Source organism: Streptomyces sp. NPDC096013 (assembly GCF_044763565.1).
Taxonomy (GTDB): Bacteria; Actinomycetota; Actinomycetes; order Streptomycetales; family Streptomycetaceae; genus Streptomyces.
Genome location: NZ_JBIWGK010000001.1, coordinates 219,322 through 241,498, shown reverse-complemented (window position 1 = coordinate 241,498; position 22,177 = coordinate 219,322). Strand labels below are relative to the sequence as shown.

The following is a 22,177-nucleotide window of genomic DNA, read 5'->3' as shown; positions in this document are numbered from 1 at the left end:
CCGGAGTGGCAGCCCGTCAGAATCTGTTCGGTCACGATCAGTTGTGAGTACTTCTGGGCCCTGATGAGGGAGAGCCGCCATGACGGTCACTCGCAGATCGGTTTTGATCGCTTCCACGGCCGCGCCGACGGCCGCTTCACTCCTGTCCTCCCCGGCCGCGCACGCCGCCCCGACGGGCGCCGTCGGCCGCCGCACGGTCCCCCTGCGGGACGGCTGGCGCTTCGCGCTGGTCAACCCCGGCGGGATCACCGACCCGACCGGCGCCTACGCCGAGGCCGCCGCACCGGACTACGACGACTCGGCCTGGCGCCGGGTCGCCGTCCCGCACGACTGGAGCATCGAGCAGACCCCCACCACGGCGAACGGCACCACCAGCGGCACCGGCTTCTTCCCCGGCGGTCTCGGCTGGTACCGCATCGCCTTCACCCTGCCGCCCGCCGTCGCGGGCCGGCGGATCTCGGTCGAGTTCGACGGCGTCTACATGGACTCGTACGTCTACTGCAACGGCACCGAGGCGGGCCGCCACCCCTACGGCTACACCGGCTTCGCCCTCGACCTGACCGACCTGGTGCACACCGACGGCACCACGGAGAACGTCCTCGCGGTCAAGGTGCAGAACCAGCTCCCCAGCAGCCGCTGGTACTCGGGCAGCGGCATCTACCGCGAGGCCCGCCTCGTCCTCACCGACCCGGTGCACGTCGAACGCTGGGGCACGTATGTCACGACCCCGGACATCACCGCCGAGCGGGCCGTCGTACAGGTGCGGACCGCCGTGCTGAACGAGTCGGGCACCCCGAGCGAGGTCGAGGTCAGGTCGCGGGTCGTCGACCCCGGCGGCCGGACGGTGGCCCGCGCCGCCTCCACGGCCACCGTCACCGGCCGAGACACCGAAGCCCATGAACTCACCGTCCCCAGGCCCAAGTTGTGGGACATCGAGACCCCGCACCACCGCTACACCCTGGAGACCGAGCTACGGGTGGCCGGCAAGACGGTCGACACGTACAGCACCCCCTTCGGCATCCGCACCTACCGCTTCGACCCGGACCAGGGCTTCTCCCTCAACGGCACCGACACCAAGATCAAGGGCGTCGACCTCCACCACGACCAGGGCGCGCTCGGCTCCGCGATCAGCGTCGACGCCGTGCGCCGCCAGCTGGCCATCATGAAGTCGATGGGCGTCAACGCCTTCCGCACCTCCCACAACCCGCCCTCGCCGCAGATCGTCCAGGCCTGCGAGGAACTGGGCATCGTGATGATGGTCGAGGCCTTCGACTGCTGGCACACCGGCAAGACGGCCTACGACTACCACCGGTTCTTCGACGACTGGTGCGAGAAGGACGCCACCGAGATGGTCCTCGCCGCCCGCAACTCGCCCGCCGTGGTGCTGTGGTCCATCGGCAACGAGATCCCCGACTCCACCTCCACCGCCGGTCTCGCGATGGCCGACCGCATCATCGGCGCGATCAGGGCGGCCGACGACACCAGGCCCCTCGTCATCGGCTCCGACAAGTACCACTCCGTACCGGCCAAGGGCTCCGCCGCCGACCTCATGCTCGCCAAGCTGGACGGGCTCGGCCTCAACTACAACACCGCCAAGTCGGTCGACGGCCTGCACGCCGCCTATCCCCACCTGTTCCTCTTCGAGTCGGAGTCCTCGTCCGAGACCTCGACCCGGTCCACCTACCAGGAGCCGGAGCACCTCAACACCGGCGAGAACCACACCCCGGGCCGACGCGCGACCTCGTCCTACGACAACAACCTCTCCTCCTGGACGATGAGCGGCGAGTACGGCCACAAGAAGGACCGGGACCGGAAGTGGTTCGCCGGCCAGTTCCTGTGGTCCGGCATCGACTACATCGGGGAACCCACGCCCTACAACGTGTTCCCGGTCAAGGCGTCCTTCTTCGGCGCCGTCGACACGGCCGGCTTCCCGAAGGACATGTACCACCTCTTCCGCAGCCAGTGGACCAGCGAGCCCATGGTCCACCTGGTGCCGATGAGCTGGAACCACGAGCCGGGTGACACCGTCGAGGTCTGGGCCTACGCCAACGTCGACACCGTCGAGCTGTTCCTCAACGGAAAGTCCCTCGGGACAAGGGAGTTCGACACCAAGACGACCACCGACGGCCGCACCTACCTGGAGACCACCGAGGCGACCGGCGACGACAAGACCGTCACCACCGGCCCCTACCCCGGCAGCTACACCAGCCCGAACGGCAGCGCGGGCAGACTCCACCTGATCTGGAAAGTCCCGTACGAGCCCGGCGAGTTGAAGGCGGTCGCGAGCCGGGCCGGCAAGAGGGTGGCGACGGACGTCCTGCGTACCGCCGGGCCCGCACACGCCGTACGCCTCACCGCCGACCGTACGTCCCTCGCGGCAGACGGCCGTTCACTGGTCTTCGTCACCGCCGAGGTCGTCGACGCCCACGGTGTGGTGCTACCCGACGCCGAGGACCTGATCGCCTTCGACGTGCGCGGCGGCTCCCTCGCCGGTCTCGACAACGGACGCGAGGAGAGCGCGGAGCGCTACCAGGCGAGCACCCGAACAGCCTTCCACGGCAAGGCACTTGCGATCGTCCGGTCCGGTACGGCGGCGGGCGCGCTGAAGGTGACGGCCCGCGCGGAGGGGCTGCGCACCGGCACGGTGACCGTCCGAACGACAGCTGCCCGGGACGTGGCGCTCACCCCGGCCCCGCGCTTCGAGGCCGACCAGCCGGCTCCGCCCAACTACCCCTACGCCGACGCGAGTTACTCGGGCCGCCCCGACACCTTCCCGGCCGCCATGCTCGACGGCGACGCGGCCACCGGCTGGTCCAACGCCTTCGCCAAGTCGGCCACGGCACTGCTGCCCGCCTTCAGCGGTGCCCGGGGTGCGGACTGGGTGTCGGTGGACTGGGGGAGGAGCCGGTCCTTCGACCGGGTGGAGGTGTCGTTCACGGTGGACGCGACGCACGCCCTGCCCTCGGCGGTGGCGGTCGCGGTGTGGGACGGGCGCGCGTGGGTGGCCGTCGAGGGGGCCGCCGTGGACTGGGCCACGGCTTCGGACACACCGACCGTCGTCACCTTCCGCGCCGTGCGCGGATCGCGGCTGCGGCTGACACTGACGAGCAGCCGTCCCGGGACGGCTCAAGGGGCCCTGCGGATCAGCAAGTTGGAGGCACCGGCCGGGTAGGCGACTCGTCGGGCCCGGACGGGCAGGTGGCCTGTCCGGGCCGTCGTCGGAAGCCGCTCGACTACGGTTCGCGGTCCACGAGTTCCCTCGGGCGTCTGTGCGCCGTCAGGGTGTGCAGTTCGGCCTGGTCGAGCGGCCGGTGCAGTTCCACATACTCGCCGTGCGGCAGACGCTTGATGACGCCGGTCTCGCGGCCGTGCGACACCAGTTCCGCGTCCCTGAGTTGCAGCCCCAGGCAGACCCGGCGGGTCACGACGAAGGCGGCCGCCGGTACGACGAACACCGCCACCCGCACCGCCCACGTCACCGTGTTGATCGACAGGTGCAGCCGCGTCGCCACGATGTCGTTGCCGCCGCCGGCCAGGAGGATCAGATAGAGGCTGATCCAGGTCACACCGATGCCGGTGCGCGTGGGGCGGTTGCGGGGGCGGTCCAGGAGGTGGTGTTCGCGTGTGTCGCCGGTCCGCCAGGACTCCAGGAACGGGTAGCCGCCGATGAGGACCAGCAGGAGCGGGAAGACGACGATGGGCACGAGCACGCCGAGCACCAACGTGTGGCCCCAGAAGGTGACTTCCCAGCCCGGCATCACCCGGACCAGACCCTCCGCGAAGCCCAGGTACCAGTCCGGCTGGGCGCCCGTCGAGACCTGGTCGGCACGGTAGGGGCCGTAGGACCAGACCGGGTTGATCGACGCCACGGCGGCGAGGACGGTCAGGGCGCCGAAGACCAGGAAGAAGAAGCCGCCCGCCTTGGCCAGGTAGACCGGCATGAACGGGGCGCCCACGACATTGCGTTCGGTGCGGCCGGGGCCCGCGAACTGGGTGTGCTTGTGGTAGACGACCAAAAGGATGTGCACGACCACCAGGGCCGCCATGATGCCCGGGATCAGCAGCACGTGGAGCGAGTAGAAGCGGGACACGATGTCGTGGCCCGGGTACTCGCCGCCGAACAGGAACATCGAGAGGTACGTCCCGACGATCGGGACCGACAAAAGCGCGCCGTCGACGAAACGCATCCCCGTGCCCGACAGCAGGTCGTCCGGGAGCGAGTAGCCGAAGAGGCCTTCGAACAGGCCCAGGAACAACAGGGTCCAGCCGAACACCCAGTTCAGCTCGCGCGGCTTGCGGAACGAACCCGTGAAGAAGTGCCGCATCATGTGCGTCAGCATCGCGGCGATGAACACCAGCGCCGCCCAGTGGTGCAGCTGCCGGACCAACAGGCCGCCCCGCACGTCGAAGCTGAGGTGGAGTGTGGAGGCGTAGGCGTCGGACATGCGGATGCCGTTGAGGGGGACATAACTCCCGTGGTACGTCACCTCGTTCATCGACGGATGGAAGAACAGGGTGAGGTAGATGCCCGTCAGGATCAGCACCACGAAGCTGTACAGGCAGATCTCGCCGAGCAGGAACGACCAGTGGTCCGGGAACACCTTCCGCAGATACCGCTTGCCGAGGGTGTGGATGCCGAGGCGGCCGTCGAACCAGTCGGCGACGCGTTCGCCCCGCGAGGAGCCGGAAGTCGAGGAGCGGGAAGTCGAGGACCCGGAAGTCGCGGACTCGGGAAGGGAGGACTCGGGCGTCGTGGTCACTGGTCCTCCTCGTCCTTGTGCACGTGCGTGAGCTTCTCGGGGTTGGTCACGATGTAGACCCCGGACACCTGGTCGCCCTCGGGCGTGAGGTCCATGACCATCACCGCGTACGGCGCGTCGCCCTCGAACAGCACGGCGGCGTCGTCGCCGTTGACCCGCCGGTAGGTCAGCTCCAGTTCCTGCGGACCGCGCCGCCGGTTCGCGAACGAGTTGATGAGACGGACGGCCTTGTCCCGCCCGTGCACCGGGCGCAGCCCCGCCGGTTTGCGGTTGCCGCCGCTGTCGGTCCACACCGTGACGTCCGGCGCGAGGATCTCCATCAGCGCGGCGATGTCCCCGCCGACGGCGGCCCGCACGAACCGCTCGGTCGCCTCCCTGCGCACCCGGGGATGCGCCTCGTACAGCGGCCGGCGCGCGTGCACATGGCCCCGCGCCCGGTGCGCGAGCTGCCGTACGGCGGCCGGGGTGCGGTCGATGATGTCCGCGATCTCGGTGTGGGCGTACCCGAACACCTCGTTGAGGACGAAGACCGCGCGCTCCAGCGGGGTCAGTGACTCCAGGACGACCAGCATGGCCATCGACACCGACTCGGCGCGCAGGGCGGGGTCCTCGGGGTCGCCGTCGGCACCCTGGTCGACCAGCGGCTCCGGCAGCCAGGGGCCCACGTACGTCTCGCGGCGGCGGCTGATCGTGGCACGGCGCTGGAGCGCGTGGTTGACGGCGATGCGGACGAGATAGGCGCGCGGATTGGTGATGGTGCCCAGCGGGGCGCGCCGGGCGCGGGCCGTCCAGGACAGCCAGGTCTCCTGGAGGACGTCGTCGGTGTCGGCGACGCTGCCCAGCATGTTGTAGACGAGGCCGAACAGCAGCTCGCGGTGGCCCATGAAGACAGTGGTCGCCTCATCGTCGACAGCGATCCCGGAAGTCTCGGACATGTGTGCGCCTCCCCAGTGGCGTGCTCACCAATGCGAGGGGTGGAGGGGCGCGGAATGTGACGTGCCACGGCCTGAATGTGACGTACGTCTCGGGAAAACGGGGCCGTGTCACACCCGTCGACGGCCCGGCCCTCTTGAACGCGAGTCCGGTGCACAGCCGGACGCGCAGTCGGACGTAAGGAGTCGACCTCGTGTTCAAGAAGTGGCACGGCAACCCCTGGGCGATCCTCATCACGCTCTCGCTCGGGTTCTTCATGACCCTCCTCGACCTGACGATCGTGAACATCGCGATCCCGCAGCTCGGCGAGGACCTCGACGCGTCCCTGGACGAGATCCTGTGGGTCGTCAACGCCTACACCCTGGCGCTGGCCGTCCTGCTGATCACCGGCGGACGCCTCGGCGACCTGCGCGGCAAACGCAACCTGTTCGCCGCCGGAGTCACCGTCTTCACCCTGGCCAGCCTCGCCTGCGGGCTCGCGCAGGACCCCGCCCAGCTCATCGGGTTCCGCGCGGTGCAGGGCCTGGGCGCGGCGCTGCTCATGCCGCAGACCCTGTCGATCATCGCCGAGGTGTTCCCGGCCGACCGGCGCGGTGTCGCGATGGGCATCTGGGGTGCCGTGGCGGGCGTCTCGGGCGCGCTCGGCCCGATCCTCGGCGGGGTGCTGATCACCCATCTGTCCTGGCGCTGGATCTTCTTCGTCAACCTGCCGATCGGCGCGCTGGTGCTCGTCCTCACCATGGCGGTCATCCCCGGCTCCCGGCGCACGGTACGGCGCCGCTTCGACACCCGCGGCGTCACCCTCGCCTCAACCGCCCTGTTCTGCCTGGCCTTTGGGCTGACCGAGGGGCAGCGCTACGACTGGAACGCCTGGATCTGGAGCCTGTTGGGCGCGGCCGGTCTCCTCTTCGCCGCGTTCCTGCTGCACGAGCGCGGCCAGCAGGACGGCGAACCCCTCGTCCCCTTCTCGCTGTTCAGGGACCGCGACTTCAGCCTCATCAACTTCGTCGGCGTCACCGTGTCGTTCGGCGTGGTCGGAATGTTCCTGCCGCTGACGATCTACCTTCAGTCCGTGCTCGGCTTCAGCGCGCAGAAGGCAGGGCTCGTGCTGCTGCCCGTCGCGCTCGGCTCGTTCGTCATGGCCGGGCCCGCCGGGGCGCTCGCGGACCGGGTCGGCGGCAAGTTCATCCTGATGGGCGGGCTGCTCGCCTGGGCGGGCGGACTGGTCTGGTTCATCGGGGTCGCGGACGTCGGCACGGGCTGGCTGACCGTCGCGTTCCCGCTGTTCCTCACCGGGCTGGGCGTCGGCTGCACCTTCGCGCCCATGGCCACGGAGGTCATGCGCAATGTCCCGCCCCGGCTCGCGGGCGCCGCGTCCGGTGTCACCAACGCGCTCCGGCAGGTCGGTTCGGTGCTCGCCGGCGCGGTGATCGGGGCGGTGCTCCAGGCGCAGCTGGCCTCGTCCCTGACCGAGCAGGCACGAGCCCGCGCCGGTCAACTCCCGGCCGCCTACCGGGAGTCGTTCGTCGCCGCGTTCTCGAAGGCCGAGTCCGACGTCGGCGCGGGGCAGCAGGGCGGTGCGCCGGCCGGGGTCCCGGGGGGTGTCGCCGAGCGGATGCGTGCCCTCGGGGGCCAGGTGTTCGGCCACGGGTTCGTCCATGCGATGGGGCCCGCCGTGTACGTCGCCGTCGCCGTCCTGCTGACCGGCGCGCTCGCCTGTCTCGCCGTACGGCGGCACAACGGGCCGTCCGCCAACCCCCATGCCCTGCCCATGTCCGAGCCCGAGTTGGAGGAAGCGGCACGATGAGTATCGACTTCACGGCCATGTACGCCTCGCACGACGCGTTCCGGCGCGACCTGGAGCGGCTTGCCGCGGCGGTCTCCGAGGGGCGGGCGCACACCGTGCCGGTCCGTGCGGGGTGGGAGAACTTCAAGCACCAGCTGCACGTCCATCACACCGCCGAGGACAGTGACCTGTGGCCCCGGGTCCGGGGGCGGGTGGCGGGGCGGGGACGGGATCTCGCGCTGCTCGACGACATGGAGGCGGAGCACGGTCGTATCGATCCGTTGCTGGACGCCGTCGACGCCGCTCTCGCCGAGCGGGCGCCCGAACTGCCTGATCTCGTACGGGCGTTGCTCGCCACGCTTGACGATCATCTGAAGCATGAGGAGGACAGTGCGCTGCCCTTGATGCAGGAGGCGCTGACCGGTCAGGACTGGGCCGCGTTCACCGGGCGGATGCGCGAGGAACAGGGGGTGCGGGGGGCCGCGGTGTTTGTGCCGTGGCTGCTTGACGGGGTGTCGGGGGAGGAGCGGAAGAAGGTGCTCGGGGCTTTTCCGGCGCCGGTGCGGGTGCTCAACCGGGTGTTCTGGGAGGGGAGTTATCGGCGGCGGGAGCTGTGGGGCGGGTAGCCGGGTGCGGGTGCGTGGGGGCCGGCCGCGCCGTTCCCCGCGCCCCCGCGACAGCCGGACCGGCGTCGCCCGTCCGCTCTCGGGGTGGGCGCTGTCCTCACGTCGCGTCGTGGAACACCAGCCCCAATGCGTGCCGTCGGCCCGAGCGTACGGTGCTCACCCCGTGGCGCATGGGGCCCGACGACCAGCCGCGCCGTGTCCGTACCGGGCGGTCCCGGGTGGTGAAGACCAGGCCGTGGCCCTGACGGAGTGGGGTCGCGGTGGCTCGGGACTGGGCGCGGGGGCGTTGCTCGACCATCAGGAACTCGCCGCCGGTGTAATCGGTGCCGTACTCGTCCAGGCCGATCACCACCTGGAGCGGGAAGACCAACTCGCCGAAGACATCGCGGTGCAGGGCGTTCCAGTCGCCCTCGCCGTAGCGGAGGAGGATCTGTGCCGAACGGTCCTGGCCTGCCGCGTGGCACTGGGCGAGCCACTCGTCCAGGTCGTCCGGCCAGGGGGACGGGCGGTCGAGACGGGCCGCCCAGTCCCGGGCGATCGGCAACAGGCGCGGGTAGAGCGCGGCGCGCAGGGCGGCCACCGGTGCGGGCAGGTCGTGGGTGAAGTAGCGGTACTCGCCGGAGCCGAAGCGGTGGCGGGCCATGTCGACGGTGGTGCGGAACAGTTCGGGCTTCTCGTACAGGGCTGTCAGGTCGCGGCACTCCGCGGGGGTCAGCAGTTCGGCGGTCGGCGCGCTGCCGTGCACGTCCAACTCGGCTGCCAGCGCCGACCAGTCGGTGCGGTCCATTGCTCCTCCTTCTGGGTCGCGGGTCCGCGTCAGCCGAGCATCGGCTGCAACGCGCCCTCGTGGATGAGGAGTTGGACCTTGCGATCGACCCCGGCCGCGTACCCCCGCATCGAGCCGTCCGCGCCGATCACCCGGTGGCACGCGCGTACCAGCAGCAGCGGGTTGGCGCCGAGTGCCGCGCCCAGTGCCCGGACCTCGGCGCGCGGTACGCCCAGGCTCTCGGCGAGGGCGCCGTAGGTCGTCGTGGTGCCGTACGGGATCTCGTCCAGGGCCCGCCAGACCCGCTGCTGGAACTCCGTTCCCTCGGGGGCCAGCGGGAGTTCGAAGCGGGTGAGGTCTCCGGCGAAGTACGCGGACAGCTGACGGGCGGCCTCGGTGAAGGCCGCGTCGTCGCGTCGCAGGTCGGCCGGGAGGGCCGGCCGGTCCGGCATGGTCAGGGAGGTGAGGGTGGTGCCGTCGGCCGACTTCTCGCCGGTCAGGAGCAGCTCGCCCACGGGGCTGTCGATGAGTGTGCAGACCGTGTTCATGGAGACGAGTCTGCTCCGCGGAGGCGGCGCTCACCGGCGGGATTCGGACATGGTGTTGGGGTCGGTTCGGTACCGCCGGGTGACCCTCTTGACCTGGTGGTATTTACGGTTGAGTACCCGAGAGGTACCGTGTTGGCATGCCAGCTCTCAACGTGGAGTTCAGCGACCGCGAGCTAGAGGACCTGCGGCAGATCGCCAAGGAGCGCGGTACGTCGATGAAGGCTCTGGTGCGTGAGGCCGCCGCCGCCGACATAGCCCGGCACCGGGCGCTCCAGGAGGGCGCCGAGGCCTTCCGCCGGTTCTTCGCCACGCACGCCGAGGAGTTCGCCGCCGCGTTCCCCGACGACGAACCGGCGACCAAGGGCGAGGGGCGGGTTGCCTGACGCATGCCGGACGCCATCCATATCGACGTGCCCTGGCTGCTCCAGCGGCATGAGGAAGTCCTGCCGGACCAGCCCACCATCAACGACTTCTCGGCGCTGGTCGCGGCCGTCGCCCGGCACCGCGTCGACCCGCCCCGCCTCGGCGTCGACTCCGACCCGGCCTGGCGTGCCACCGCCCTCCTGCACACCCTCGCCCTCCTCAAGCCCCTGCCCTCGGCCAACGCCCGCTTCGCCTGCGCGACGGCGGTCGCCTACATGTTCGTCAGCGGCGTCGGCATCGATCCGCCCTACGGCGCGCTCGTCGACCTGACCCGCGATCTGATCTCCGGCAAGACCGACATCTATGGCGCGGCCGACCGGCTGCGGTCCTGGCAGATCTGAGCGGCCGCGCCGAGCGGCTGTCCTGGGGTGTCCGTCACCGCTCGTCGTCGAGGCGGGCGGTGTCCTCGTGCGGGGCCTCGCGCGGTACGCCGTCGGGTGCGGCGAGGCTGCCGAGCAGGCCCAGCAGTTCCGCGCTGCGGCTGCCCGGCTCGGCGTGGAAGACCACCATGCTGAGGGCGTCCGTGCCCGGGATCTCGAACTTGTTCGACCGGAGCTCGAAGTCGCCGACCAGGGGGTGGCTGAGCAGACTGGTCCGGCCGAGCATGGGCCGTACCTCGTGGCGGCTCCACAGGTACCGGAAGCGGTCACTGCGTACCGACAGCTCGCCCACCAGCTCCACCAGCCGGGGATCGTCGACGTCGGGCCCGATGTGGCCGCGCAGGGTCGCCACGCCCTCGGCGGTCAACTCGTCCCAGTCGCGCCGGAGTTCGTGTTCGGCCGGGTCGAGGAACACCGCCCGCAGCAGGTTCACACCCGGGGCGTAGTTCGGGGACAGCGCCGTGCACAGCGCGTTGGCGGCGAGGCAGTCCGTGAACCGGTTCTGCACGTACGCCGGGTGCCCGGACCAGGTGTCCAGCAGCTCGCGGACGCTCGCCGGTACCGTCTCGGGCCGTCTCGCCCGTCTGCGGGACGCGGCGGGCCGCTCCGGCTGGGCCAGGCTCAGCAGATGGGCGGTCGCGGAGGCGTCCAGGCGCAGCACCCGGGCCAGTGCCTCCAGCACCTGCGCCGACGGGTTGCGGTCCCGGCCCTGCTCCAGCCGCAGGTAGTAGTCGGAGCTGATCCCGGCCAGCAGGGCGACCTCCTCCCGGCGCAGCCCCGGCACCCGACGCAGTCCGCCGCCGCTCAGGCCCACGTCCTCGGGCCGGACCCGCTCACGGCGGGCCCGCAGAAACTCGCCGAGCGCGTTCTTGCTGTCCACGTCACCACCGTAGGTCCGATTCCTCGGCGGTGCGTGTCCCTGTCACTACCAGGAACATCCGGGTACTGCCTGCCCGGCCGCGACGGGCGCAGAGTCGAGGGCAGGACACGGACCGCACACCGCGGGTCCCACGAGTCCCTTCCTCATCGAAAGGCGCACGATCATGGCCGACACCGTCTCCGGCGGCACCCTCACCCTCGCCGAGGGCCTCACCCTCACCCGCATGGGATACGGCGCCATGCAACTCGCCGGCCCCCACGTCTTCGGCCCGCCGAAGGACCGCGCCGAAGCGGTGGCCGTCCTCCGTGAGGCCGTGGAGCGGGGCATCACCCACATCGACACCAGCGACTTCTACGGCCCCGTCGTCGTCAACGAGATCATCAGGGAGGCCCTCCACCCCTACCCGGACGACCTGCACATCGTGACCAAGGTCGGCGCCCGGCGCGGCGCCGACGGCGGCTGGATCATGTCCCGGCACCCCGAGGACCTCAAGGCGCAGGTGTACGACAACCTCCGCAACCTCGGGCTCGACGTCCTCGACGTGGTGAATCTCCGGCTCGGCACCCAGGACACCGCCGACGAGGAGTCGGTCGCGGAGAAGTTCGGTGCCCTCGCCGAGCTGCGGGAGGCCGGGCTGATCCGGCACCTCGGGCTGAGCACGGTCTCCTCCGCCCAGCTGACCGAGGCCCAGGGCATCGCACCGGTCGTCACCGTGCAGAACCTGTACAACCTGGCGAACCGGCAGGACGACGCCCTCGTCGAGCGGTGCGCCGCGGATAACATCGCGTTCGCCGCCTACTTCCCGCTCGGCGGCTTCACCCCGTTGCAGTCGCAGGCCCTCTCCGACGTCGCCGCCCGGCTGGAGACCTCGGCCCAACAGGTCGCGCTGGCCTGGCTGTTGCAGCGGTCGGCGACCACCGTGCTGATCCCCGGGACCTCCTCCCGCGCGCATCTGCGGGACAACATCGCCGCGGCGGACCTGGTGCTGCCCGACGACGCGATCGCCGAACTCGACGCCATCGGCCGGGCCGTGGCGGCATGACGGGAGGGCGGGGGTGGGCCGCCCCCGCCCTCGGGGCCGCCGACCGAGGGCGGGAGGAGCAGGGTCGGCGGCCGTTTGGCGCGGGAGAGCCGCCGTCCGGCCGAGAAGGGCCGATCCCAGTGGACCGCGGTGAGCGGTGGGCCGGGAGCGTGCGTGCCGCACCGGTGTGTGCGCGTGGTTCACACGGGGCGCTTGGAAAGTCGAAAGCCCGTGCAGGTGAAGCGAGTTGGCACCGCATCTGACTTTCTTTCAATGGTATGGAAGTTACCCAAGTGCCTTGTTGGGTTCGGTGGGTTGTGCAAGGGTGAAACACCCGCGCGGGGGCAATGCCCGGGGCTCATTGACGTGTTGATGAACCGAATCCGAGGAATCCACTCCGTGTCCAACCCTCACCCCCCTCGTCCTCCTTACCCGCCGCCGGACGGCGGGGCCCCCGAGGAATCCGACGAGACCCTGGCCGCCCGGCTGCGGGGCCGTCCGGAAGGGGAGGCCGCCCATTCCGTCGCCCTGCTCATGACACGGCACTGGCGGCCGGTCCAGGATTACGCGGGCATCTGCCTCGACGCCGAGGGGGCCATTCCCGCGATGGCAGCGGCGGCGGCCTTCCACCAGGTGTTCGACCGGCTGACGTTCGGTGAACACGGGGTGGCGCTGCGGCCCCGACTGCTGCTGACCGTGCGCGACACGCTCCGGGATTGGTCCACGGAAGAGCGAATATCGAGTGTTCTTCCCGATCTGGAGAAACCCTCCGGGGGCCGCGCCATGCGGGCCGCGAAGTCCATGACGGCGGAAAATCGGAAGCTCGCGGAGCGCTCTTTCCAGACACTTCCGCCGCTCGCCCAGTGTCTGCTGTGGCACACCGAGGTCGAGGCCGAGTCGATAACCGTGCCGGCGGCCCTGCTCGGCATGGACACCGACAACGCGTCGGCCGCTCTCCAGGAGGCGCACGAAAAATTCCGCCAGGGCTGTGTACGCGCCCACCAGGAACTCGCGCCGACCCAGGATTGCCGTTACTACAACCGCCTCCTCGACGCCCCGATGCGCCGCGGCGGCACCCTGCTGCCCGATGTCCAGCAGCATCTGACGCAGTGCCGCTACTGCCGTTTCGCCGCCGAACAACTCGGCTATTTCGAAGGCGGACTGGGCGTCCTCCTCGCCGAGGCGGTACTCGGCTGGGGAGCCCGCCCCTACCTCGCGTCCCGGCCGGGCCGCGCCGGGCACGACCCCCAGGCCAAGACCGCCCCCCGGCACGGCGGGCACACCGGCGGCGGCACCGGACGCCACCGGCTGCTCTCCCGCCTCCCTGCGCCCGGCCGCCGGATCGTGGACGCGGTCCGCTCGTCCCGGGCCCTGTTCGCCGGTGTCGGCCTGGTCGGTGCCGGGGTCGTCACCCTGGTGCTCGCCGTCGGCCTGTGGCCCGGCCACGGCGGCGGCACCGCCGGTCCCGTCGCCTCCAGCACCACGAACAGCGGCTCCGGACACGGGACGTCCTCCGCACCCGGCACCGCCCGCCTCCCCGCCGCACCCCAGCGCACGCGGCTGCGCAACGCCGCCGCCGACCTGTGCCTCGACATCCAGGGCACCGTGAAGGCCGGCGCCGGCACCAGCCTCGCGGTGTGCTCCTCGGGCGTGACCCAGGAGTGGTCCTACGACACCGACGGGCTGTTGCGCACTGCGGCGAACCCCGCGCTGTGCCTGGACTCGCACGCCGACGCCGGTGTCGTCGTCCTCGGTACCTGCGCCGACGCGAAGGCCGTGCGCGGCGACGACGTCCGCTATGACCTCACCACGCGGGGCGAGTTGCTGCCCCGCTGGAACCCGGCGCTGGCGCTCACCTCCACGAGCAAGGACCCGGGGGCGGTGATCGTCCTCAAGGTCCGCGACCGCACCACGGCGCAGCGCTGGCTGACCAGCGGGGTGACGGCCAGCCCCGGTTCACTGTCGATCGCCGGGACGGGAGGGCCGTCGGCGCGCCCCGCGAGGGCCGTGGACCGGCTCGGCTGACGAGTGTGACCCGCTCAGCCGACGACGTCGGCCGGGGCTTGGCCGGTCAGATGGCCGGCGGCGTTCCGTACGGCGGCGAGCGCGATCCGGAGCACCGTCTCCCGGGTCACGCCGCCGACGTGCGGCGAGAGGACCACGTTCGGCGCCTTGAGCAACCGCAGGGCGGGGGTGGGCGGTTCGGGGTCGAAGACGTCCAGGCCCGCACCCGCGAGGGTGCCCGCTTCCAGGGCGTCCGCGAGCGCGTCCTGGTCGATCAGGGCGCCCCGGGCGGTGTTGACGACGAACGCGGTCGGCTTGAGCAGCGCGAGCCGCTCGGCGTCCAGAAGATGCCGGGTCTCGTCGGTGAGCGGGGTGTGCAGGGTGACGTAGTCGGACATGCGGAGCAGTTCGTCGAGGGGGACATGGCGGGCGCCGCCCAGCCGCGCGGTCGTCTCCTCGGGGACGGGGCGTCGGCCGGCGTAGACGACGGTCATGTCGAACGCGGCTGCCCTGCGGGCGACTTGCTGCCCGATCGCGCCCAGGCCCACGATGCCTACGGTCTTGCCGGACAGCTCGGTCAGGGAGCGCTGGAGTCGCGGGAGCGCCCAGTCGCCCCGCACGAGCGCCGTGTGCGCGGGGACGATCTGCTTGGCCAGCGCCAGCAGCAAGGCGAAGGTCTGCTCCGCCACGTTCTGCGCCTCGGCCCCGCTGGAACCGATGGTGCAGACGACCACCCCCTGAGCGCGCGCGGCATCCAGGTCGACGTAGTCGAAGCCGTGGCTCGCGCACTGCACCAGCTCCAACTCCGGTGCAGCGGCGAGGTGTTCGGCGGTCACCGGGGAGAGCGCGGTGATGATGACGTGCGCCGCGCGCAGGGCGTCGGGATCTTCGCCGACGGTCTCGACGACGGTGACGTCCACCCCGTCGGGCAGCAGTGTCGCGAGGCCGGCTCCGGCTGCGCGGCCGCCCATGTGGGGTGGGACGACGGCCAGGACGTGCTTGGTGGGGGGCATGCGGAATCCTTGAGGAGAGGGGCGGAGCTGTCGTCGCCGAGCATGCACGACCGGCGGGGGCATCGGTGAGTGGGCGCGCGTCCGCCCGCCGGGACGGACCTGAACCCTGGCTCAGGCGCGTCCGGCGGCCGACTCGCCCAGAACGCGGGCCAGTTCACGAGGCTGCGAGAACATCGGCCAGTGGCCCGTGTCCATCCGCACCAGCTCCCAGCGTCCGCTCCCGACGAGTTCGTCCACCGGGGGCATCAACTCGTCGCCGTCGAGCAGGCACTTGACATAGGTGGCGGGAAGCCCGGCCAACGGGTGGGCCAGGACGGCCGGTTCGGTGAGGGAGGCACCCGGGTGCGCGGTCCCGTCGGTGACGATGCGCGTGATCTGCTCGTCGGTGAGGCCCTGCCCCGCGAAGTCGGCGGGGTCCAGGGGCGGCCAGGCCCCGCCGTTCTCGTCGAGCGCCTTCCTGATGTGGTCGCTCGGGAAGCCGTCCAGGAACGACTTCCCGTCGACCGGCACGTTCGCGTCGACGAACACCACCCGGGCCGTCCGGTCGCCGAGGCGCTCCGCCGCCTGACCGACAGGCACACCTGCGTAGCTGTGGCCGACCAGGACGACATCCCGCAGACCGAGGCGCTCGACCTCCTCGACGATGTCCCGCACATGGGTCTGCTGCCCGGCCGGAACCCCCTGCCTCTCCGCCAGCCCGGACAGAGTCAGCGCATACGCCTCATGCCCGGCCGCACGCAGCTCGGACACCACCTCGTCCCATGCCCACGCCCCGAGCCACGCCCCCGCCACCACCACGAACCGAGTCATGGTCCCAACGTAACCGCCGGGTCTGACAACGACCCACGCGAACCGATCAGACCGCCCGCGCCACGGCCCGTACCGGCGCCCCGTCCGCCCCCGGCAGCCGCAGCGGGAACAGGAACAGCTCCACGTCCGGGAGGCCCACTAACTGGTCGAGAGCGGTGAGGTTCTCGGCGATCACCCCGCCCGCGCCGCACAGCACCCGGTGCGCGGGCAGGCCGAAGTCGGCCGTCCCGGCGCCGGGTTCGGGTGTCGGGTCGACACTCAGGGCGTCGACGGCGACCGTACGGACCCCGGCCGCCACGAGTGCTTCGGCCGCCTCCGGGGTGAGCCAGGGGTGGGCGCGATACCGGTCGGTGCCCCAGTACGCCGACCAGCCCGTGGCCAGCAGGAAGAGGGAGCCCGGCCGCAGCTGACCGAGCGCCGGTGCCAGCAGGTCGGGGGTGATCGGCGCGCGGTCCGGCAGCCCCCGTACGTCGGCCACCACCGCGTGCCCGGCGAAGCGTTCCAGGGGCAGTTCGTCGAGGCGGGGCCACGCGTCGTCCACGTGGTACGGGGCGTCGACATGCGTGCCCGACTGCGAACCCATGTGCAGCCTAAGGACGTTGACGCCGTCCCGGGGTGCGCGCAGGGCGGCCGAGACCTCGACGGCCGGGTCACCGGGATACACGGGCATCCCGGTGACCACGGGCACCGACAGGTCGATCCAGCCCGGCATCAGCCGGCCTCGGCGGCCACGATGGGTGCCTCGATCGCCGCGCCGGGACCGGTGATCGGCGGCACCGGGACCTCGACGGTACGGGCCAGCCGGGCGCCCTCCGGGCCGTACGCGGCCCGGGGTTCGGGGAACAGCCGGAGCAGACCCAGGAACAGCACGGCGGCCACGGCGAGGGAGAGCGGCAGGCTGATGTCGACGCCGTTGGCGAGGTCGCCGAGCGGGCCGACGAACTGCCCCGGGATATTGGTGAACAGCACACCGACGACGGCGGCCACCCACCAGGCGGTCATGCCGCGCCAGTTCCAGCCGTGCGCGAACCAGTAACGCCCGCCGCGCTGACGGCGGTTGAAGACCTGGAGCGCGTCCGGGTCGTACCAGCCGCGCCGGGTGTAGAAGCCCAGCATCATCACGACCATCCACGGCGTCGTACAGGTGATGATCATCGTGGCGAAGGTCGAGATCGACTGCACGAGGTCGAGGCCGAACCGGCCGATGAAGATGAACGCGATGGACAGCACCCCGACCAGGAACGTCGCCTGCACCCGTGACAGCCGGGGGAACACCGACGAGAAGTCGAGCCCGGTGCCGTAGAGCGAGGTCGTGCCCGTCGACATGCCGCCGATCAGGGCCAGCAGACAGACCGGCAGGAAGAACCAGCTCGGTGAGATCGCGAGGAGCCCGCCCACGAAGTCCGGGGCGCCCGGGTCGACGTACTTGGGGGCCTTCGTGGCGATGATGCTCGCGGTCGCCAGACCGAAGACGAACGGCAGGAGGGTCGCGATCTGGGAGAGGAAGGCCGCGCCGACCACCTTGCGGCGCGGGGTGTTCGCGGGGATGTAGCGCGACCAGTCGCCGAGGAACGCGCCGAAGGACACCGGGTTCGAGAGCACGATCAGGGCGGCGCCGATGAACGACGGCCAGAACAGCGACTGGGTCGCCGCGTCCGCCGAGGACGTGAAGACACCGGCGTACGACGGGTCGAAGTCACCGGCGAAGGCGATCGCGCCGAGCAGGAACAGGACCGTCGCGGACATCACGGCGATCTTGTTGACGAACAGCATGAACCGGAAGCCGTAGACGCACACCGCGAGGGCGAGCACCGCGAACAGCGCGTACGCGACGACATAGGAGAGCGTGCTCTGCTCCAGGCCGAACAGGCGGTGCGCCCCGCCGACCAGGGCGTCGCCGGAGCTCCACACCGAGATGGAGAAGAAGGCGACGGCCGTCAGGAGCGACAGGAACGAGCCGACGACCCGGCCGTGCACGCCCAGGTGCGCCGAGGAGGCGACCGCGTTGTTCGTGCCGTTGACCGGGCCGAACACCGCCATCGGGCAGAGGATCAGCGCGCCGACGACGACTCCGAGGAGCGTGGCCGCGAGGCCCTGCCAGAAGGAGAGGCCGAACAGGATCGGGAAGGCGCCCAGCACGCAGGTGGAGAAGGTGTTGGCACCGCCGAACGCGACCCGGAACAGGTCGAGCGGGGTGGCGGTGCGGTCCGCGTCGGGGATGCGCTCGACGCCGTAGGTCTCGACCTCGGTCAGGGACTGGTTCGGCGCGGCGGGGGAGGGGGCGGGCTGCTCGGACGAGGGGGACAAGGGGGGCTCCAGCGGGGGACGGCGGTGGAGCGCGTTGTAGCGCGGTGGCGGTGGGGACGGGCGTCACGCGCGCGGGGTGGGCGGGGTGAGCGGATGCCGTCCTCAGGGTGTCCGCCGACGCTATGGCGGCCGTGACACCCGCACCAGAGGACGGTTCATCCATCTTTCGTGCGGCGGGTGGAGGAATCGTCCACCCCGGAGTCACTCGTCGTCGCCCGGGGCGTCCTCCGGTCCGGTGTCGGGGCCCTGGGCGCGGACCCGCTGGACGTGTTCGAGGGAGTCGCGCAGCTCGGTGAGCCAGTCGTCGGTGTGGCGCTGGACGAGCCGGACGCACCAGGCGAGCGCGTCGCTGCGGCTGCGGGCGACGCCGGCGGCGATGAGGGTGTCGAGGACCTGACGCTCGGGCTGGCGCAGCCGGGTCATCACGGGCGCGGCGATGTGCGTGAACAGGGATCGCTCCCCGGCGCACTCCACCCCCCACGAGACCTTCCTGCGGAACCGGTGCTCGGCTTCGCGCGCGAGGGCGATCCGGGTCTCCCGGGTGCGCTCGCGGAACTCCTGGACGCGGCCCTGGACGGCCGCCTCCTTCTCGGCGTCCGAGACGCCCTCGGCGAGCTTGGGCGCGGGGATGCGGCCGATGACGGTGACCTCCTCGCGGTCGACCGTGACCTCGACCAGCTCCTCGAACAGGTCGTCGGGCAGACGGCCGGTGAACCAGCCGCGAAGCTTCTCCTGCTGCTCTGTCGTAATCATGTAATCACCATTACTCGCTGACAGGGCGAACGCAAGGGACCGCGGCGGAGTGTGCCGAGAGCTGAAACGGAATGTTTCGGGACTGTTTCAGGACGATTGGCGAGCACGGGTAAACCGGCCATCCGACCCGCTTCGGCGATCAAGAACCGCGTGGTTACGGGGTCGACGTGTTCGAATTCCGTGACTTCGCGCCACTGATTCAACACGCAAGGTTACTGAAAGCTGTGGGTGGGATGTGAGTTTCCGCGTGGGACTCGGCAGAGTGGCGCCCGCCGGTCCGGCACCGACCGAGCGGGACCGGCACCTCTTCGAACCGATCGGTTCGTGATCGGTTCGCATCGAGCGGAAGGATGCACACAATGCGGAACACCGCGCGCTGGGCAGCGACCCTGGGTCTGACGGCCACCGCCGTCTGCGGGCCCCTGACCGGGTCCGCCCTCGCCGCCCAGGGAGCCGCCCCGGCCGCGCTCTACGCCCCCTCGGCCCTGGTGCTCACCATGGGCCACGGCAACGACGCCGCCCTCGCCACACCGGAACGCGCGGTGACCCTCACCTGCGCGCCCACCGCCTCCGGCACCCACCCGGCAGCCGCCGAGGCCTGCGCCGAACTGCGCGGCATCGGGGGCGACTTCGACGCCCTGAAGGCTCGGGACGACGTGCTCTGCAACAAGCTCTACCACCCCGTCGTCGTGACGGTCGACGGTGTGTGGCAGGGCCGACGCGTCTCCTACGAGCGCGTCTTCTCCAACGAGTGCGTGAAGGACTCCTACGGATACGGAGGCGTCTTCACGTTCTGAGAGACCGGGGTCGCACCGTCTCCGTGAGCAACAGGGAGGGTCCGTAGCTGGGGAGTGCGTGCCCCTGTCGCGGAGTACTGCGATCCCGCACCAGGGGTCGGCCGGGCGGTGTGGGGTCGCCCGTGCCGGCCCCTGGCATTGTCATGGCCCGACTGCCGCCCGACGTGGCTCATCACGGCCGCTCGGCCCGGGCCGGCAGCGCGCGGAGCGGCGGGAAGCGGCCGAGCAGTCCCGAGGCGCGCAACAGCCGGTCGATGCGCGGCCCGTCCGAGACGATGCGCAGCCGGCCGCCGCGCTCCTTGGCCCGCCGCTCGGCCCGGCACAGCACCCGCAGCCCCGAGCAGTCGAAGAACGCGACCGGCCGCAGATCCACCAGCACATCGGGCTCCTCGACCGCCGTCGCCGCGTCCAGATGTTCCACGACGAAGCCGGCCGTCGCCATGTCGATCTCGCCCGATACCTCGACCACCGTGAAGGGGCCCCCGGACCGCGTACGGGCACAGGAGTTGGCCGCGGGGCCGTCGCGTTCGTCCGCTTCCGCTGTCATGGCCGCTCCACCTCGGCACGGGACGCATCCGGTCTCGGTAGTTACCCCGGAGGGGCCCCGAGCATCCCCGACACGCCGCCCGCAAGATCTGGTTCACCCGACAAGGTGAATTTCGGTTCGGGAGGTTGACTTCCGTTCGGCCGCCACGGCACAGGAGAGCCGCCACTTCAGCGGAAGGGCTGTCACTGCGAAGAAGAGGGGCCGCCGTCTCCCTGCGGACGGCGGCCCCTCGGTCGGTGCGGCTCAGGCCCGGGCTCGGGCGGAGCCGGTCACATGTGGACGACGGGAGCGGCGTCCTCGTCCAGCTGCGGAACCCCGCGACGGTAGAGCACCAGCGCGATCAGCGTGCCCGCGGCGAAGAAGCCCGCCGACCACCAGAACGCGGTGGTGTAGCTCTCGATCGTCGCCTGCGCCTGGACCAGCTTGTCGCGCGCGTCCTTCCCGGCCAGGTAGTCGGTCGCGGCGCTCGCGGCCAGCGTGTTCAGCAGGGCCGTACCGATCGAACCGCCCACCTGCTGCATGGCGTTGACCGTCGCCGAGGCGACACCCGCGTCCTCGGCGGCCACTCCGCCCGTCGCCAGCTGCATCGCCGGGGGCATCACCATGCCGAGGCCCGCGCCGATGACGATCAGCTGCGGCAGCACGTGGCTCACGTAGGACGAGCTGACCCCGATGCCGGTCAGCCAGGCCATGCCGACCATGGCGATGGCGAAGCCCAGCGGGATGACGACCTTCGGGCCGAGCCGCGGCACGAGCACCGTGGTGCCGAGCTGGGCCGCGACCATCAGGGCGCCGATCATCGGCAGGAACGCGACACCGGTCTTGGTCGGGCTGAAGCCCAGGTTCAGCTGGAGGTAGTAGGTGAGGAACAGGAACACGCCGAACATGCCCGCACCGGTGATCAGCACGGCGAGGAACGAGGCGCCCCGGTTGCGGTCCAGCAGGATGCGCAGCGGCAGCAGCGGGTGCGCGGCGCGGTTCTGCCACCAGGCGAAGGCGGCGAGCAGCAGACCGCCCACGATCAGGAAGCCCCAGGTCTGCGGTGAACTCCAGTCGTGCGTCTCGGCGTTGGAGAAGCCGTAGACCACGGAGAACAGACCACCGGCGACCAGTACCGTGCCCGGCACGTCCAGCTTGGAGCCGGCGGCGTCACGGTGGTTGCTGAGCAGGACCCAGCCGCCCGCGAAGGCGACGAAGGCGATGGCGACGTTCACGTAGAGCGTCCAGCGCCAGTCGAACGCGTCGGTCAGCACACCGCCGAGCAACAGGCCCACCGCGCCGCCGGCGCCGGCGATGGCGCCGTAGACGCTGAACGCCCTGGCGCGCTCACGGGCGTCGGTGAACGTCGTGTTGAGCAGGGACAGGGCGGCCGGTGCGAGCAGTGCGCCCGCGACACCCTGGAGGGCGCGTGCGGTGACCAGCATCTCGAAACTCGTGGCGGCACCGCCGAGCGCGGACGCGGCGGCGAAGCCGACGACACCGCCGAGGAAGGCGGTCTTGCGGCCGAACAGGTCGGCGATGCGGCCGCCGAGCAGCAGCAGGGAGGCGAACGCGAGGGCGTACGCGGTGACGATCCACTGCCGGTTGCCGTCGGAGAAGCCGAGGTCCTTCTGGGCCGACGGCAGGGCGATGTTCACGATGGTGGCGTCGAGAACCACCATCAGCTGAGCGATGGCGACGATCGCGAGGATCCACCACCGCTTCGAGGAGGCGGCCTGCGCCTCCTCGGCACCCGTGCGGGTGCCTTCGGTCAGAGTCTTCTGGGACATCGGAACCACTCCAGGGAAGTCGTTCAGGGTTTACCAAAACGTAAACGAAACGGT

20 protein-coding genes are annotated in these 22,177 nt (G+C 71.0%); 8 read left to right on the top strand and 12 right to left on the bottom strand.

Translation table 11 applies throughout. From position 1 onward, the window contains the following. Positions 1 to 79: 79 nt before the first annotated feature. Positions 80 to 3,172, top strand: a complete 3,093-nt coding sequence (locus ACIRB1_RS01065) for a glycoside hydrolase family 2 TIM barrel-domain containing protein (protein WP_403464067.1) — start codon at positions 80 to 82, stop codon at positions 3,170 to 3,172. 61 nt (positions 3,173 to 3,233) lie between these two features. Here ACIRB1_RS01065 and ACIRB1_RS01060 read toward each other — a convergent pair whose 3' ends face one another. Together ACIRB1_RS01060 and sigJ are read right to left on the bottom strand one after the other, a co-directional pair. Next, positions 3,234 to 4,634: a cytochrome bc complex cytochrome b subunit gene (locus ACIRB1_RS01060; RefSeq protein ID WP_403464874.1), complete on the bottom strand. Its 1,401-nt coding sequence runs from the start codon at positions 4,632 to 4,634 to the stop codon at positions 3,234 to 3,236. 122 nt (positions 4,635 to 4,756) lie between these two features. After that, on the bottom strand, positions 4,757 to 5,695 hold the full coding sequence (gene sigJ / locus ACIRB1_RS01055; RefSeq protein ID WP_352184750.1) for an RNA polymerase sigma factor SigJ: 939 nt from the start codon (positions 5,693 to 5,695) through the stop codon (positions 4,757 to 4,759). A 191-nt stretch (positions 5,696 to 5,886) separates the two neighbouring features. Between sigJ and ACIRB1_RS01050 the strand changes: the two genes are divergently transcribed. Then, positions 5,887 to 7,500, top strand: coding sequence for a DHA2 family efflux MFS transporter permease subunit (locus ACIRB1_RS01050; protein ID WP_403464066.1), 1,614 nt, complete (start codon positions 5,887 to 5,889; stop codon positions 7,498 to 7,500). Beyond that, entirely contained in the window at positions 7,497 to 8,105 is a 609-nt protein-coding gene (locus tag ACIRB1_RS01045; RefSeq protein WP_403464065.1) for a hemerythrin domain-containing protein, read from the top strand. Before ACIRB1_RS01050 ends, ACIRB1_RS01045 begins: the two co-directional genes overlap by 4 nt. 97 nt (positions 8,106 to 8,202) lie before the next feature. Here the strand turns inward: ACIRB1_RS01045 and ACIRB1_RS01040 are convergent, their stop codons facing one another. Together ACIRB1_RS01040 and ACIRB1_RS01035 are read right to left on the bottom strand one after the other, a co-directional pair. Continuing rightward, positions 8,203 to 8,892: a 2OG-Fe(II) oxygenase gene (locus tag ACIRB1_RS01040; protein WP_403464064.1), complete on the bottom strand. Its 690-nt coding sequence runs from the start codon at positions 8,890 to 8,892 to the stop codon at positions 8,203 to 8,205. A 29-nt stretch (positions 8,893 to 8,921) separates the two neighbouring features. Further along, positions 8,922 to 9,419 carry a methylated-DNA--[protein]-cysteine S-methyltransferase gene (locus ACIRB1_RS01035; protein ID WP_403464063.1) on the bottom strand — a complete coding sequence of 166 codons (498 nt, stop codon included), beginning with the start codon at positions 9,417 to 9,419 and terminating at the stop codon, positions 8,922 to 8,924. Positions 9,420 to 9,556: 137 nt separating this feature from the next. Here ACIRB1_RS01035 and ACIRB1_RS01030 point away from each other — a divergent pair, with 137 nt between their 5' ends. Next, positions 9,557 to 9,802, top strand: a complete 246-nt coding sequence (locus ACIRB1_RS01030) for a hypothetical protein (RefSeq protein WP_352184755.1) — start codon at positions 9,557 to 9,559, stop codon at positions 9,800 to 9,802. A gap of 3 nt (positions 9,803 to 9,805) precedes the next feature. Continuing rightward, positions 9,806 to 10,183 carry a toxin Doc gene (locus ACIRB1_RS01025; RefSeq protein WP_352184756.1) on the top strand — a complete coding sequence of 126 codons (378 nt, stop codon included), beginning with the start codon at positions 9,806 to 9,808 and terminating at the stop codon, positions 10,181 to 10,183. Positions 10,184 to 10,217: 34 nt separating this feature from the next. Here the strand turns inward: ACIRB1_RS01025 and ACIRB1_RS01020 are convergent, their stop codons facing one another. Then, positions 10,218 to 11,102, bottom strand: coding sequence for a helix-turn-helix transcriptional regulator (locus ACIRB1_RS01020; RefSeq protein ID WP_403464062.1), 885 nt, complete (start codon positions 11,100 to 11,102; stop codon positions 10,218 to 10,220). Positions 11,103 to 11,265: 163 nt separating this feature from the next. Between ACIRB1_RS01020 and ACIRB1_RS01015 the strand changes: the two genes are divergently transcribed. Together ACIRB1_RS01015 and ACIRB1_RS01010 are read left to right on the top strand one after the other, a co-directional pair. Beyond that, entirely contained in the window at positions 11,266 to 12,144 is an 879-nt protein-coding gene (locus ACIRB1_RS01015; RefSeq protein ID WP_403464061.1) for an oxidoreductase, read from the top strand. A gap of 378 nt (positions 12,145 to 12,522) precedes the next feature. Next, a complete protein-coding gene (locus tag ACIRB1_RS01010) occupies positions 12,523 to 14,148 on the top strand; it encodes an RICIN domain-containing protein (RefSeq protein ID WP_403464059.1) in 1,626 nt (541 codons plus the stop codon). Positions 14,149 to 14,162: 14 nt separating this feature from the next. Here the strand turns inward: ACIRB1_RS01010 and ACIRB1_RS01005 are convergent, their stop codons facing one another. The 5 genes from ACIRB1_RS01005 to ACIRB1_RS00985 form a co-directional block, all read right to left on the bottom strand. Continuing rightward, complete coding sequence (locus ACIRB1_RS01005; RefSeq protein WP_403464058.1) at positions 14,163 to 15,140, bottom strand: 2-hydroxyacid dehydrogenase; 978 nt, start codon at positions 15,138 to 15,140, stop codon at positions 14,163 to 14,165. Between the two features lie 111 nt (positions 15,141 to 15,251). Continuing rightward, the gene (locus ACIRB1_RS01000) at positions 15,252 to 15,950 is read right to left on the bottom strand and encodes an alpha/beta fold hydrolase (RefSeq protein ID WP_403464057.1); all 699 of its coding nucleotides are present in this window, start codon (positions 15,948 to 15,950) and stop codon (positions 15,252 to 15,254) included. Positions 15,951 to 15,996: 46 nt separating this feature from the next. After that, a complete protein-coding gene (locus ACIRB1_RS00995; protein ID WP_403464056.1) occupies positions 15,997 to 16,662 on the bottom strand; it encodes a cyclase family protein in 666 nt (221 codons plus the stop codon). Continuing rightward, a complete protein-coding gene (locus ACIRB1_RS00990) occupies positions 16,662 to 18,257 on the bottom strand; it encodes a purine-cytosine permease family protein (RefSeq protein WP_403464054.1) in 1,596 nt (531 codons plus the stop codon). Before ACIRB1_RS00990 ends, ACIRB1_RS00995 begins: the two co-directional genes overlap by 1 nt. Positions 18,258 to 18,458: 201 nt before the next feature. Beyond that, positions 18,459 to 19,010: a hypothetical protein gene (locus tag ACIRB1_RS00985; RefSeq protein ID WP_403464053.1), complete on the bottom strand. Its 552-nt coding sequence runs from the start codon at positions 19,008 to 19,010 to the stop codon at positions 18,459 to 18,461. Positions 19,011 to 19,369: 359 nt separating this feature from the next. On the opposite strand from ACIRB1_RS00985, the gene ACIRB1_RS00980 reads away from it, so the two are divergent. Then, the gene (locus ACIRB1_RS00980; protein WP_352184765.1) at positions 19,370 to 19,807 is read left to right on the top strand and encodes a protease inhibitor; all 438 of its coding nucleotides are present in this window, start codon (positions 19,370 to 19,372) and stop codon (positions 19,805 to 19,807) included. 172 nt (positions 19,808 to 19,979) lie between these two features. Here the strand turns inward: ACIRB1_RS00980 and ACIRB1_RS00975 are convergent, their stop codons facing one another. After that, positions 19,980 to 20,354, bottom strand: a complete 375-nt coding sequence (locus tag ACIRB1_RS00975; protein WP_352184766.1) for an STAS domain-containing protein — start codon at positions 20,352 to 20,354, stop codon at positions 19,980 to 19,982. A 269-nt stretch (positions 20,355 to 20,623) separates the two neighbouring features. Next, positions 20,624 to 22,123 (bottom strand): MFS transporter, encoded by a 1,500-nt coding sequence (locus ACIRB1_RS00970; RefSeq protein WP_403464052.1) that lies wholly within the window; start codon positions 22,121 to 22,123, stop codon positions 20,624 to 20,626. Positions 22,124 to 22,177: the final 54 nt, after the last annotated feature.